The organism is Streptomyces sp. FH025 (assembly GCF_017427025.1).
GTDB lineage: Bacteria > Actinomycetota > Actinomycetes > Streptomycetales > Streptomycetaceae > Kitasatospora.
The window spans coordinates 1-12,133 of sequence record NZ_JAFLNG010000176.1 but is presented as its reverse complement, the minus strand read 5'-3'; the positions used below and the strand labels follow the sequence as shown (position 1 = coordinate 12,133).

10 protein-coding genes are annotated in these 12,133 nt (G+C 70.1%); 4 read left to right on the top strand and 6 right to left on the bottom strand.

What is annotated here, in order from left to right; translation table 11 throughout:
- Positions 1-179: 179 nt before the first annotated feature.
- From J0670_RS15160 to J0670_RS15150, 3 genes are all read right to left on the bottom strand, one after another.
- A complete protein-coding gene (locus J0670_RS15160) occupies positions 180-1,517 on the bottom strand; it encodes an MFS transporter (protein ID WP_307806531.1) in 1,338 nt (445 codons plus the stop codon).
- A gap of 119 nt (positions 1,518-1,636) precedes the next feature.
- Positions 1,637-2,719 (bottom strand): inositol-3-phosphate synthase, encoded by a 1,083-nt coding sequence (locus tag J0670_RS15155; RefSeq protein WP_207812091.1) that lies wholly within the window; start codon positions 2,717-2,719, stop codon positions 1,637-1,639.
- A gap of 127 nt (positions 2,720-2,846) precedes the next feature.
- A complete protein-coding gene (locus J0670_RS15150; RefSeq protein ID WP_207812090.1) occupies positions 2,847-3,548 on the bottom strand; it encodes a PadR family transcriptional regulator in 702 nt (233 codons plus the stop codon).
- A gap of 537 nt (positions 3,549-4,085) precedes the next feature.
- On the opposite strand from J0670_RS15150, the gene J0670_RS15145 reads away from it, so the two are divergent.
- Positions 4,086-6,602, top strand: coding sequence for a transglycosylase domain-containing protein (locus tag J0670_RS15145; RefSeq protein WP_243437042.1), 2,517 nt, complete (start codon positions 4,086-4,088; stop codon positions 6,600-6,602).
- A 175-nt stretch (positions 6,603-6,777) separates the two neighbouring features.
- Positions 6,778-8,355, top strand: a complete 1,578-nt coding sequence (locus J0670_RS15140) for a glycosyltransferase family 87 protein (RefSeq protein WP_207812088.1) — start codon at positions 6,778-6,780, stop codon at positions 8,353-8,355.
- Between the two features lie 14 nt (positions 8,356-8,369).
- On the opposite strand, the gene J0670_RS15135 is transcribed toward J0670_RS15140, so the two are convergent.
- The 3 genes from J0670_RS15135 to J0670_RS15125 form a co-directional block, all read right to left on the bottom strand.
- Entirely contained in the window at positions 8,370-9,404 is a 1,035-nt protein-coding gene (locus J0670_RS15135) for an alanine racemase (protein ID WP_207812087.1), read from the bottom strand.
- 13 nt (positions 9,405-9,417) lie between these two features.
- Positions 9,418-10,536, bottom strand: a complete 1,119-nt coding sequence (locus J0670_RS15130; RefSeq protein WP_207812086.1) for a peptidoglycan bridge formation glycyltransferase FemA/FemB family protein — start codon at positions 10,534-10,536, stop codon at positions 9,418-9,420.
- A 191-nt stretch (positions 10,537-10,727) separates the two neighbouring features.
- Positions 10,728-11,027 (bottom strand): hypothetical protein, encoded by a 300-nt coding sequence (locus J0670_RS15125; RefSeq protein ID WP_207812085.1) that lies wholly within the window; start codon positions 11,025-11,027, stop codon positions 10,728-10,730.
- Between the two features lie 317 nt (positions 11,028-11,344).
- Here J0670_RS15125 and rpsF point away from each other — a divergent pair, with 317 nt between their 5' ends.
- A complete protein-coding gene (gene rpsF, locus J0670_RS15120; RefSeq protein ID WP_030233085.1) occupies positions 11,345-11,635 on the top strand; it encodes a 30S ribosomal protein S6 in 291 nt (96 codons plus the stop codon).
- Positions 11,636-11,731: 96 nt separating this feature from the next.
- Positions 11,732-12,133, top strand: a 402-nt coding sequence (locus J0670_RS15115; protein ID WP_207812084.1) for a single-stranded DNA-binding protein, incomplete at its 3' end; no start/stop codon positions are given.

Here is a 12,133-nt window from a genome sequence, read left to right as displayed (position 1 = left end):
CTCATCAGTTCGTCCCCCGAGACCGAGTGCTGTCGCTCCGACAGGTGTACGTACCTTAGCGACCGGGTCGGACGCAATCCGTCCGGAGGCCCCGAGGGGGTTTCGGGACGAACCGGTGTCCGTTCCGGGACACGGGGGTTCCGGAGGCCGGTGTCAGGACCGCCTCCCGGGGGCCGGTCTCAGTGCCGCACGTCGCCGGGGAGCGGGCCGGAGCGCCGGGCGGCCCGCAGGTAGAGCACCGCGGTGAGCGCGTACACCGCGGCCACCCCGATCACCACCCCGACCGAGCGGCCGGACACCGGCAGCACCAGCGCGGTGACCAGGGCGGCGGCCACGAAGGCCACGTTGAACAGCACGTCGTAGATGGCGAAGACCCGGCCGCGGTACTCGTCCTCGACCGACTCCTGCACCACGGTGTCGGCGCAGATCTTGGTTCCCTGGGTGACCACCCCGAGCAGCAGCGCGGCGGCCAGGCAGGGCACGGGGGCGAAGAAGAGGCCCAGCGCGGGGACGAACGCCACCGGGGCGATCAGACAGGCCGTCATCCAGCCGGCCAGGCCCAGCCGCCGGGTGCACCAGGGGCTGACCACCGCGGCGACGAAGAAGCCGGCCGCGGAGAGGCCGACCGCCTGGCCGAGGGTGGCCAGCCCGGCCGCGCTGTCCGTCGGGTCGTTGAAGGTGTACCGGGCGAGCATCACCACGACCACGATCAGCACGCCGTAGCAGAACCGGGCGGCGGTGACGGCGGCCAGCGCGTGCACGGCGGGCCGGCAGTCCCGCTTCAAGTGGCGTACGGCGGAGCCGAGTTCGACGACGGCCCGGACCAGCGCCTGACTGAGCCTGGGGTGGTCGCCGTGCTGTTCCGGCCCGAGCAGGTCGCGGTCCATCCGGCGGGCGGCCAGCGCGGCCGACAGGTAGAGCAGGGAGGCCACCGTGACCAGGGCGGCGTCCGCCTTCGGGCCGGGGGTCATCACCTGGTGGAGCAGGAAGCCGATGCCCCCGCCCAGGGCGGCGGCGACCGTTCCGAGGGTGGGGGAGAGGGCGTTGGCGGTGACCAGCCGGTCCTGCTCCACCACCCGGGGCAGGGCGGCGGACAGCCCGGCCAGGATGAACCGGTTGAGCGCGGTGACCAGCAGCGCCGAGGCGAAGAACAGCCAGGTCGGAGCCTGTGCCAGCAGCAGCGCGCCGGTGACCAGGCCCAGCCCGAAGCGGGCCAGGTTGCCGAAGTAGAGCACCTGACGGCGGCGCCAGCGGTCCAGCAGCACCCCGGCGAACGGGCCGATCACCGAGAACGGCAGCAGCATCACGGCCAGCACCGAGGCGATGTCGGCGGGGGAGGACTGCTTCTCGGGGGAGAAGACCACGTAGGCGGCGAGCGAGACCTGGAAGACGCCGTCCGAGAGCTGGGAGAGCACCCGGGCGGTCAGCAGCCGCCGGAAGTCGCGGCCCCGGAGCAGACCGAGAAGCGTGGCGCGGTGCGCGGACTGGTGGGTGCTGCCGTTCTCGGTGATCGCCACCCGCCCAGGGTGCCATGGAACCGGCCGCCGTTTCACGTGAAACATTGACCGGGAAAAGGCGAAGGGCCCGCGATCACAGGATCACGGGCCCCTCCGTGGAGCTAGGAGCGGTCAGCCGCTCAGCGCTCGACCTCGCCGCGGATGAACTTCTCGACGTTCTCGCGGGCCTCGTCGTCGAAGTACTGGACCGGCGGGGACTTCATGAAGTAGGAGGAGGCCGACAGGATCGGGCCGCCGATGCCGCGGTCCTTGGCGATCTTGGCGGCGCGCAGGGCGTCGATGATGACACCGGCGGAGTTCGGGGAGTCCCAGACCTCCAGCTTGTACTCCAGGTTCAGCGGGACGTCGCCGAACGCGCGGCCCTCGAGGCGGACGTACGCCCACTTGCGGTCGTCCAGCCAGGCCACGTAGTCCGACGGGCCGATGTGGACGTTCTTGGCGCCCAGCTCGCGGTCGCGGATCTGCGAGGTGACGGCCTGGGTCTTGGAGATCTTCTTGGACTCCAGGCGCTCGCGCTCGAGCATGTTCTTGAAGTCCATGTTGCCGCCGACGTTCAGCTGCATGGTGCGCTCGAGGATGACACCGCGGTCCTCGAACAGCTTGGCCATCACGCGGTGCGTGATGGTGGCGCCGACCTGGGACTTGATGTCGTCACCGACGATCGGCACACCGGCCTCGGTGAACTTGTCCGCCCACTCCTTGGTGCCCGCGATGAACACCGGCAGGGCGTTCACGAAGGCGACCTTGGCGTCGATGGCGCACTGGGCGTAGAACTTGGCCGCGTTCTCGGAACCGACGGGCAGGTAGCAGACCAGGACGTCGACCTGCTTGTCCTTAAGGACCTGGACGACGTCGACCGGGGCCTCGTCCGACTCCTCGATGGTCTCCAGGTAGTACTTGCCCAGGCCGTCGAGGGTGTGGCCGCGCTGGACGGTGACGCCGGTCGGCGGCACGTCGCAGATCTTGATGGTGTTGTTCTCGCTGTTGCCGATGGCGTCGGCCAGGTCGAAGCCGACCTTCTTGGCGTCGACGTCGAAGGCGGCGACGAACTCCACGTCACGGACGTGGTAGTCACCGAACTGGACGTGCATCAGCCCGGGGACCTTGCCGGCCGGGTCGGCGTCCTTGTAGTACTCGACACCCTGCACCAGCGACGCGGCGCAGTTGCCCACGCCCACGATGGCTACGCGAACCGAACCCATTCCGGTTGCTCCCTGTGATCTCATGAGGGCCGTCGGAGGTGACGGCACTCGTCCTGCTTCTTCGAATGACTGCTTGTACGGGCGCGAGGCGCCCACTCCTGCCGCGTGGCACAGGGCTGACGCGGTGTCAGCGCTCCTGGGCGGAGCGCCCCGGGCGGTCGTACGGTGGCCCGGACGGGCCGGGGGACCCGCCCTCCTGGCCACGGCCGTCCGAAGTCTGGTCGGGGCCGGCGGTGGTGTTCCCGCCGGCGGCGGGCCCGGTCCGGCCGGTGCGGTTGGCGCGTTCGGTCTCGATCAGCTCGTTGAGCCACCGGACTTCGCGCTCCACCGACTCCAGTCCGTGCCGCTGGAGTTCGACGGTGTAGTCGTCGAACCGCTCGCGGGCGCGGGCCAGCGAGTTGCGCATCCGCTCCAGGCGCTCCTCCAGCCGGCTGCGGCGCCCCTCCAGGACGCGCATCCGCACGGCCCGGTCGGTCTGGCCGAAGAACGCGAAGTGGACGCCGAAGTGCTCGTCCTCCCAGGCGTCGGGGCCGGAGTCGGCGAGCAGCTCCTCGAAGCGCTGCTTGCCCTCGGGGGAGAGCCGGTAGACGATCTTGGACCGCTTGCCGTTGAGCGCGGTGGCCGGGACGTACTCGACGTCCGGGTTGTCCTCGACCAGGAAACCCTGGGCGACCAGGCTCTTCAGACACGGGTAGAGCGTTCCGTAGGAGAGCGCCCGCAGCGTTCCGAGCAGGATGTTGAGCCGTTTGCGCAGCTCGTAACCGTGCATCGGGGCGTCGTGGAGCAGGCCGAGAACGGCGAACTCCAGCACTCCTGAGCGCCTGCCCACTGCCGTCCTCCTCCCTCTCGACCGTCGGTCCGGCCGCTGCATCCTGCGGTGTACCGCTTCAACGTATCGGGGCGGTATACCGTTCCGATGTATCGGCTCGATATATCGAGAACAGTAAACCCGCCCTCCGCAACCGGCAAGGGGGGCACGCGTGAATGTGATCACAAGCCGACGCGCGGGTGGGCTTGGCAACGGGCGTGTAATGATCTGTCGCCGTTTTGCGGGCATTGGCGATTGATGCCCGATTAGTTGTATTTCCGTGCTGCGTACGCTGTCGCGTGTGCACGAGGACCACCTCCGGGGTTAGGGCGGTCCGGGCATCGGACCTGAACCCTGCCTTCAGGCCGGATCGGCCTGGCGAGGAGTGGCTGGAAGATGAGCGAGCGACGGCGAAGGACGCCCAACCCGGGCGGTGACGGGCAGCAGCCCCCGGGAGGCGGAGGCCGTCGGGGGGGACCCGGTCCCGATGAGCTGAGCTCGGAGGGGATCGGCCGGCGACGCCCGTCGGGAGTGCGGGAGACGGCCCAGCAGCCTCGGATGACCCGTGCCGAGATGCGCAAGGCCGCGCAGAAGAAGGGCAAGGGGGGCGGTCGGCGCGGCGGTGCCGCCGCATCGGCCTCCGCCGCCGCGGCCGCCGGCCCCGGCAAGAAGCGCTTCATCGACTACCCGCGGTTCGGCAAGACCGGGGTCCGGCGCTGGCTGCCGTCCTGGAAGCAGTGGCTGAGCGGCTTCCTGCTGTTCTTCGCGGTCTGCGTGGGCGGGGTGTTCTACGTCTACCAGACCACCCAGGTCCCGAATGCCAACGAACTGATGAGGACCCAGAACACCATCTACTACTGGGCCGACGGCACCGAGATGACCCGCAAGGGCGACACGAACCGTCAGATCGTCGAACTCAACGACATCAGCCCCTACCTGCAGAACGCCGTGATCGCCGCGGAGAACCAGAGCTTCCGCACCGACAGCGGCATCGACCCCAAGGGCATGGTCCGCGCCGTCTACAACATGGCGAAGGGCGGCGAGACCCAGGGCGCCTCGACGATCACCCAGCAGTACGTCAAGAACGCCTACCTGAGCCAGGAGCAGACCCTCACCCGCAAGATGAGGGAGTTCTTCATCACGCTGAAGCTCAATCAGCAGATGAGCAAGGACGACATCCTCAAGGGCTACCTCAACACCAGCTGGTTCGGCCGCGGCGCGAACGGCGCCCAGGCCGCCGCGCAGGCCTACTACGGGGTCAACGCCAAGGACCTCGACCTCTGCCAGAGCGCCATGCTGGCCGGACTGCTGAAGGGTGCGGCCTACTTCGACCCCACCAACCCGGCCAACAAGGAGCGCTCGCAGGGACGGTGGTCCTGGATCCTCGACCAGATGGTGAAGACCAAGGCCATCACCCCGGAGGAGCGGGCCAAGTGCACCGCGTTCCCGGACCCGGTCGCGCTGAAGCCCAGCGCCAACATGAACGGTGAGATCAGCTACCTGGTGGACACCGCCAACCGGTACGTGATGGCCACCGACAAGACGATCACCCAGCAGATGCTCGACAAGGGTGGTCTGAAGATCTACACCACCTTCGAGAAGGACAAGGTCGACGCCCTGAAGAAGGCCGTCGACGACGTCAAGGCCGAGAACCTCGACCCGAAGAAGCGGCCCAACAACGACACCTTCGTCCAGTTCGGCGCCGCCAGCATCCGCCCCGGGGACGGCGCGCTGGTCGCCATCTACGGTGGCGACGGCGTGGAGAACGGCCACTACGACAACAACGCCGAGGCGACCGGCGTCCAGGTCGGTTCGACCTTCAAGCCCTTCGTCCTGTCCGCCGCGATGCAGGTCGGCGTGCAGACCGCGAAGGACGACGGCAAGCCCAAGAGGATCAACGCCGACAGCCGCTACCTGTCCGACGACATGTCCGAGATCCGCAAGCCGGACGGCTCGCTGGTGATCGGCGACGACGGCAAGCCCTACCGGCAGAAGAACGAGGACTCCGGCAAGCGCGGCTACGTCTCGCTGCGGCAGGCCATGCAGTGGTCGTACAACGTGCCCTTCGTCCAGCTCGGCCAGGACGTCGGCGGCCAGGCCGTGGCCGACATCGCCGTGCAGATGGGCGTCAAGCGGGAGGGTCTGGCCGATCCGAAGACCGCGACCTTCCCGATCGGCACCTCCACCATCAGCCCGATCCGGATGGCCACCGCCTACGGCACCCTCGCGGCCAGCGGCAAGGAGGCCGATCCCTACTCGGTCACCAAGGTCGAGGTGGACGGCAAGGAGCGCGCGGGCTTCGGCAAGAAGGACACCAAGGTGGCGCTGGAGCCGGCCGTCGCCGACAACGTCACCGACGTGCTGGTGAACGTGGCGAAGAACGGTACCGGTTCGAAGACCAACGCACTGGGCCGCCCGGTGGCCGGCAAGACCGGTACCACCGACAAGGGCCGCTCGGCCTGGTGGGTCGGCTACACCCCGCAGCTGGTGACCAGCGTCGCGATGTGGCGCGAGAACCCGAGCGAGCACAAGCGGGAGTCGCTCGACGGAACCGCCGGCAAGACGGACATCCACGGTGGTGACATCCCCACCGACATCTTCACCCGGTACATGAAGGCCGCGCTGGCCAACGAGAAGAAGATGGACTTCCCGACCCCGCAGCCGATCGGCACCGAGGTGGACTCCTCCGGCGCGCCGTCCACGGCCACGGCCACTGCGCCGCCGTCGCCGACCGCGACGGACACCCCGTCGGCCCCGGCCCAGACCCAGCAGCCGACCCAGCAGCCGGACCACCCGCAGCCGCCGCAGCCCACCCAGGGCGGGGACTGCGTGCCGGGGGTCGACTGCCAGCCGACCCCGCCGCCGCACACCCCCAAGCCGAGCACCAGCAGTTGCATCCCGGTCGTCAACTGCCCGCCGACGCAGCCGACGCCCACCGACACCAGCACGTCGGGCGGCGGTGGCAAGCCGGGCGGCGGCACGGGCGGCGGTACGGGCGGCGGCACCGGTGGTGGTGGCGGTGGCAAGCCGACCCCGACCACCACCGGCGGCGTGCCGGGCGGGACGGGGCAGTAGCCCCGAGCCGGTCCGACCCGTCCGACTTGTGAGACGGTGAAAGGCGGTGGCGGTCCTCCTCGGAGGGCCGCCACCGTCGTTTCGTCACGATTCGCGGGACTGGTCCCCGCGACCGCCGCGGACCGTCGCGGGGTCCTCCTCGTCCCGGTGCGGATGGTGCGGCAGGATGTCCGGCATGACGTCGAGCGATCGTGACGAAACCGTCGGCCCGGCCGGGCCCGGAGCCGCCGCAGGGCCCACCCCGGCAGCCGTCGCCACGGCCGCGCCGCCGCCCAACACGGTGGTCGTCCCGGCCGACGAGGACCCGGTGGCGGCGGCCGGCAGCGAGCTGTTCGGCGGCCCGCCCGGCCGGCGGGCGCTGCTCGGCGTCTCCTGGTGGATCCCGGCGCGCTTCCTGGCCCTCGCGGTGATCGTGGTCTCGGTGCTCGGCATGGCGCACAACCTGCCCTGCTACGACCACGCCTGGTTCCAGCCGGGCTCGCCGCAGTACATCCACGCCTGCTACAGCGACATCCCGCACCTGTTCTCCGGCCGCGGCTTCGCGGCCGGGCTGCACCCGTACGTGGACCGCATCCCGGGCACCTCGGGGGACCTCCAGTACCTCGAGTACCCGGTGCTGACCGGCCTGTTCATGCAGGTCGCGGCCTGGCTGACGCCCGGCGGCGGCACCCAGCAGAGCCAGGAGCAGTGGTTCTGGGCGATCAACGCCGGGCTGCTGACGGCCTGCGCGGTGGTCGCCGTGGTGGCGCTCACCCGCACCCACCGGCGCCGCCCCTGGGACGCGCTGATGTTCGCGCTCGCGCCCGTCCTGCTGCTCAACGGCACGGTCAACTGGGACCTGCTCGCCGTCGCCCTGGCCGCCGTGGCGATGGCCTGGTGGGCCGGCGCCCGGCCGGGCTGGGCCGGTGTGTTCATCGGTCTGGCCACCGCGGCCAAGCTCTACCCGGTGCTGCTGATCGGCCCGCTGCTGGTGCTCTGCTGGCGGGCCGGGAAGTGGCGTGAGTTCCGGGTGATGCTGGGTGGCGCGGCCGGCTCCTGGCTGCTGGTCAACCTGCCGATCATGCTGGCCAACTGGCAGGGCTGGTCGACCTTCTACGTCTTCAGCAAGCACCGCGGCGAGGACTACGGCTCGTTCTGGCTGATCCTGATGCAGCGTCGCGGCGCCGGCCTGGCCGACCTCGACCTCTACATCGCCGTGCTGATGGTGCTGGGCTGCGCGGCCATAGCGTGGCTCGGGCTCTCCGCGCCCCGGCGGCCGCGCGTCGCGCAGCTGGCCTTCCTGGTGGTCGCGCTGTTCGTGCTGGTCAATAAGGTGTACTCGCCCCAGTACGCGCTCTGGCTGGTGCCGCTGGCGGCGCTGGCCCGGCCGCGCTGGCGGGACTTCCTGATCTGGCAGGCCTGCGAGGTGCTCTACACCCTGGGCATCTGGTCGCACCTGGGCTTCGTCACCGGGCCCAAGCAGCACGGGATCGGCGAGCCCTGGTACCACTTCGCGATCGCGCTGCACCTGCTCGGCACGCTCTACCTGGTCGTGCTGGTGGTCCGCGACGCCCTCCACCCGGACCGCGACCCGGTCCGCTGGGACGGCAGTGACGACCCCTCCGGCGGGGTGCTCGACGGTGCCCCGGACGCGTTCGTGCTGGGCACCGCCCGGCGGCTGCGCGAGGAGGAGAGCTACGCCGGATACGCGCCGGCCGGCCCCGAGCAGTGGCTCTACGAGCCGGAACCGTCGGAGCCGGCCGAGAAGCCGTAGCCGGACCGCGGCGTCTAGCGGTCCACCACCCGGTCGAAGTGCGTGGTGGTGTGCCGGACCTGGAGGCCCAGCTCCTCGCCGATCGCCGGGGGGTTGGTCTCCCCGTCCAGGAACAGCAGCGAGACCTGCATGTGCGGCGGCTCGGCGAACCAGAGCTGCTTGCCCGCCCAGTGGAACGGCGACTTGGTCTTGTTGACGGTCGCCAGGCCGGCCCGGGCGATGCCCTTGGCCCGGGAGGCCATGCTCTGCAGGTACTTGGGGGCCTCCAGGCCGATGCCGTGCGCGGTGCCGCCGGCGACCACCAGGATGTGGCCGTCGGACGGCGCCGGGTGCTGGCGGTAGCCGTAGCGGTCGCCCTTGCGCACCCGGGTGACGTCCAGCACCGTGGCCCGGACCTCCAGCGCGTTGTGGTCGCCCAGCCAGAGCCGGGTGCCGATCCGGGCCCGGAAGACGGTGTCCGGGTAGCGCTGGGCCAGCTTCTCCATGCCGGCCGCGCCGAGGTGGCTGACGAACACGGTGTGCACCGGGATGCCGGCCGCCCGGGCGGTGTCCACCCAGTACGCGACCTCCTCGACCGGGTCGGAGCCGTCCGGCCGGTCCATCGGCAGGTGCAGCGCCAGGCCCTCGAAGGAGACGCCGTCCAGCTCGGCGGCGACCGCCCGCAGGTCCTCCGCGCTCACGCCGTGCCGGCGCATGGTGGTCATGCACTCCACCACCACCCGGGCGCCGTGCAGCGAGCGCAGCGCCTCCAGGCTCGCCACCGTCCGGATCACCCGGGCGTGCGGCATCGGCAGCGCCTCCTCGCCCACCCGGTACGGGGTGAGCACCAGCAGCTCACCGCCGTACCACTCCGCGGCGTCGGCCGCCTCGTACGCGGTGCCGACGGCCAGCACCCCGGTGCCGAGCAGCGTCGCCTCCTCGGCCAGCCGGTGGTTGCCCAGGCCGTAGCCGTTCCCCTTGGCGACCGGCACCAGGCCGGGGAACTCGGTCAGGACGGACCGCTGGTGGGTGCGCCAGCGTTCGGTGTCGAGGTAGAGCGACAGCGTCATCGGGGCAGCCTCCTCAGCGGCGGGACATGTAGAGGTCGAGGGCCTTGTGCAGCAGCTTGTTGAGCGGGAAGTCCCACTCGCCGAGGTACTCGGCCGCCTGGCCGCCGGTGCCGACCTTGAACTGGATCAGGCCGAACAGGTGGTCGTTCTCGTCCAGGGTGTCACTGATGCCGCGCAGGTCGTACACACCGCCGCCGAGCGCGTAGGCGTCGCGCATCATCCGCCACTGGATCGCGTTGGAGGGCTTGACCTCGCGCTTGTGGTTGGCCGAGGCGCCGTAGGAGTACCAGACGTGCTCGCCGACCACCAGCATCGTGGTCGCGGCCAGCGGCTCGCCCTCGTGGTAGGCGATGTAGAGCCGCATCCGGTTCGGGTCCTCGGCGGTGAGGGCCTTCCACATCCGCTGGAAGTAGGACAGCGGGCGCGGGGTGAACTTGTCGCGCTCGGCGGTGACCAGGTAGAGCTGGTGGAAGATCGGCAGCTCGTCGTAGCCGCCCTGGACGACCTCGACGCCGCTCTTCTCGGCCTTCTTGATGTTGCGGCGCCAGAGCTGGTTGAAGCCCTTCTGGATGTCGTCCAGCGAGCGGTTGGCCAGCGGCACCTGGAAGACGTAGCGGGGCTGGACGTCGCCGAAGCCGGCGCCGCCGTCCTCGCCCTGCAGCCAGCCGGCCTTGCGCAGCCGGTCGGCCACCTCGAAGGCGCGCGCCTCGTACCAGTCGGCCTCGACGTCGCGCAGGCGCTTGGCCTGCTTGCCGGCGATGGCCTCCTTGATGGTGGGGGCGTCCCAGCGGCGGATGACCACCGGCGGGCCCATCTTCACCGAGAACGCGCCCTGCGACTTGAGGTGCGCCAGCATCGGCGAGAGCCAGCGGTCGAGGTCGCGGTCGAACCAGTCGATGACCGGGCCCTCGGGCAGGTAGGCGAGGTAGCGCTTGAGCTTGGGCAGCTGGCGGTAGAGCACCAGGCCGGCACCGACCAGCTGGTTGTGCTCGTCGAACCAGCCGATCGACTCGGAGCGCCACTCGGCCTTCACGTCACCCCACGACGGCACCTGCATGTGGCTCGCCGAGGCGCGGCTCCTGATGAAGGCGAGGTGCTCCTCGCGGGTGATCGTCCTCAGGCGCAGGCTCATTGCTCGGTGCTCCTCGTCGGTCGGGCTGCGGTGGCCCAGGTTCTCCGGGTGACTTTATCGTCCGGGGCCCCGACGTCCGTCGGTGCGGGCGTGACGGCGCCCCCGTCGCGTACCTGTCTGCTTGCAGACACGCGGCGGGGGCGCCGGGGGTTCCGGAACCGGGGGGTCGGGCCGTGACGGCCGTCCGGGGCTCAGCCCCAGAGGCCGCCGCGGGCGACGCCGAGGTAGAAGCCGATCGCGGCGGCGCCGAGCGTGATCATCAGGACGAAGCGCTCGGCGGTGGTGACCGAGACGAACATGCCCCACAGGCCCGTGACGATCCCGGCCAGACCGGTCCACGAGGTCAGCAGGTGCAGGTTGTGGAAGAACGAGGTGGTGAAGGCGATCACGCCCAGCACGGCGGTGAGTGCCACCAGGGTGTTCTCGCGGGGGTGCGGGTGGCCGTCGGTGTTCAGCGTGAGCGCGGGCATGCGGTGGACGGACTGGGCCATGGGTCCCACCTCCTGGCGTGGAGACGAACGGGCAGGAATCCCGTTCCGTCCAGATTGCGGCGGTTGGGTCGCACTCACAACCCCTATGCGTTTTGTTCGGCCGTCCGGGTGCGGGTAGGCTGCTCGTCTGCACTGGTGTAGTTGTGCCCCCTTGCGCCCTCTTCCGGGGGACACCCCTTTCGGGTGAGCGGGGGCCGACTGTCCGACCCGGCCGCTACGGTGTGCCGGAGTCGTCACCGCACCGGTGCCGACGCTACGCACAACCCTCCTGCCACGGAGAGACCGTGGCCGCTGAGTCCAAAGGAGGTGGGTTACTCATGCGTCACTACGAGGTGATGGTCATCCTCGACCCCTCGGTCGAGGAGCGCGCTGTCTCCCCCCTGATCGAGAACTTCCTCACTGTCGTCCGCAACGGCGGCGGCAAGGTGGAGAAGGTCGACACCTGGGGTCGTCGCCGTCTGGCTTACGAGATCAACAAGCAGTCCGAGGGCATCTACTCGGTCATCGACCTGAAGGCCACGCCTGAGGTCGTCAAGGAGCTCGACCGCCAGATGGGCCTGAGCGAGTCGGTTCTGCGGACCAAGGTCCTGCGCCCGGACACCCACTGAGCCACCTCTGAGGCCTTCGGGTCTCGGGTAGCTCGCGTCCGCTGTTTCACGTGAAACAGCGGTGAACGGACATCTTCCCGAGAGGTCATCACCACCATGGCAGGCGAGACCGTCATCACCCTCGTCGGCAATCTCGTCGACGACCCCGAGCTGCGCTTCACCCCGTCGGGTGCGGCGGTCGCGAAGTTCCGCATCGCGTCCACCCCCCGCACCTTCGACCGTCAGACGAACGAGTGGAAGGACGGCGAGAGCCTCTTCCTCACGTGCAACGTCTGGCGTCAGCCGGCGGAGAACGTGGCCGAGTCGCTGCAGCGCGGCATGCGCGTCATCGTGCAGGGCCGACTGCGCCAGCGGTCTTACGAGACCAAGGAAGGCGAGAAGCGGACGGTCTTCGAGGTCGAGGTCGACGAGGTCGGCCCGAGCCTGCGCTCGGCGACCGCGAAGGTCACCCGGGCCAACCGGTCCGGCGGCCCCGGCGGCGGCTTCGGCGGCCAGCAG

Excerpts from the sequence above, each read along its gene's own strand:
- J0670_RS15155 (WP_207812091.1), bottom strand. The coding sequence starts at position 2,719 with ATGGGTTCGGTTCGCGTAGCCATCGTGGGCGTGGGCAACTGCGCCGCG.
- J0670_RS15140 (WP_207812088.1), top strand. The coding sequence starts at position 6,778 with ATGACGTCGAGCGATCGTGACGAAACCGTCGGCCCGGCCGGGCCCGGA.
- J0670_RS15125 (WP_207812085.1), bottom strand. The coding sequence starts at position 11,027 with ATGGCCCAGTCCGTCCACCGCATGCCCGCGCTCACGCTGAACACCGAC.
- J0670_RS15145 (WP_243437042.1), top strand. The coding sequence starts at position 4,086 with ATGACCCGTGCCGAGATGCGCAAGGCCGCGCAGAAGAAGGGCAAGGGG.
- J0670_RS15135 (WP_207812087.1), bottom strand. The coding sequence starts at position 9,404 with ATGACGCTGTCGCTCTACCTCGACACCGAACGCTGGCGCACCCACCAG.
- J0670_RS15130 (WP_207812086.1), bottom strand. The coding sequence starts at position 10,536 with ATGAGCCTGCGCCTGAGGACGATCACCCGCGAGGAGCACCTCGCCTTC.
- rpsF (WP_030233085.1), top strand. The coding sequence starts at position 11,345 with ATGCGTCACTACGAGGTGATGGTCATCCTCGACCCCTCGGTCGAGGAG.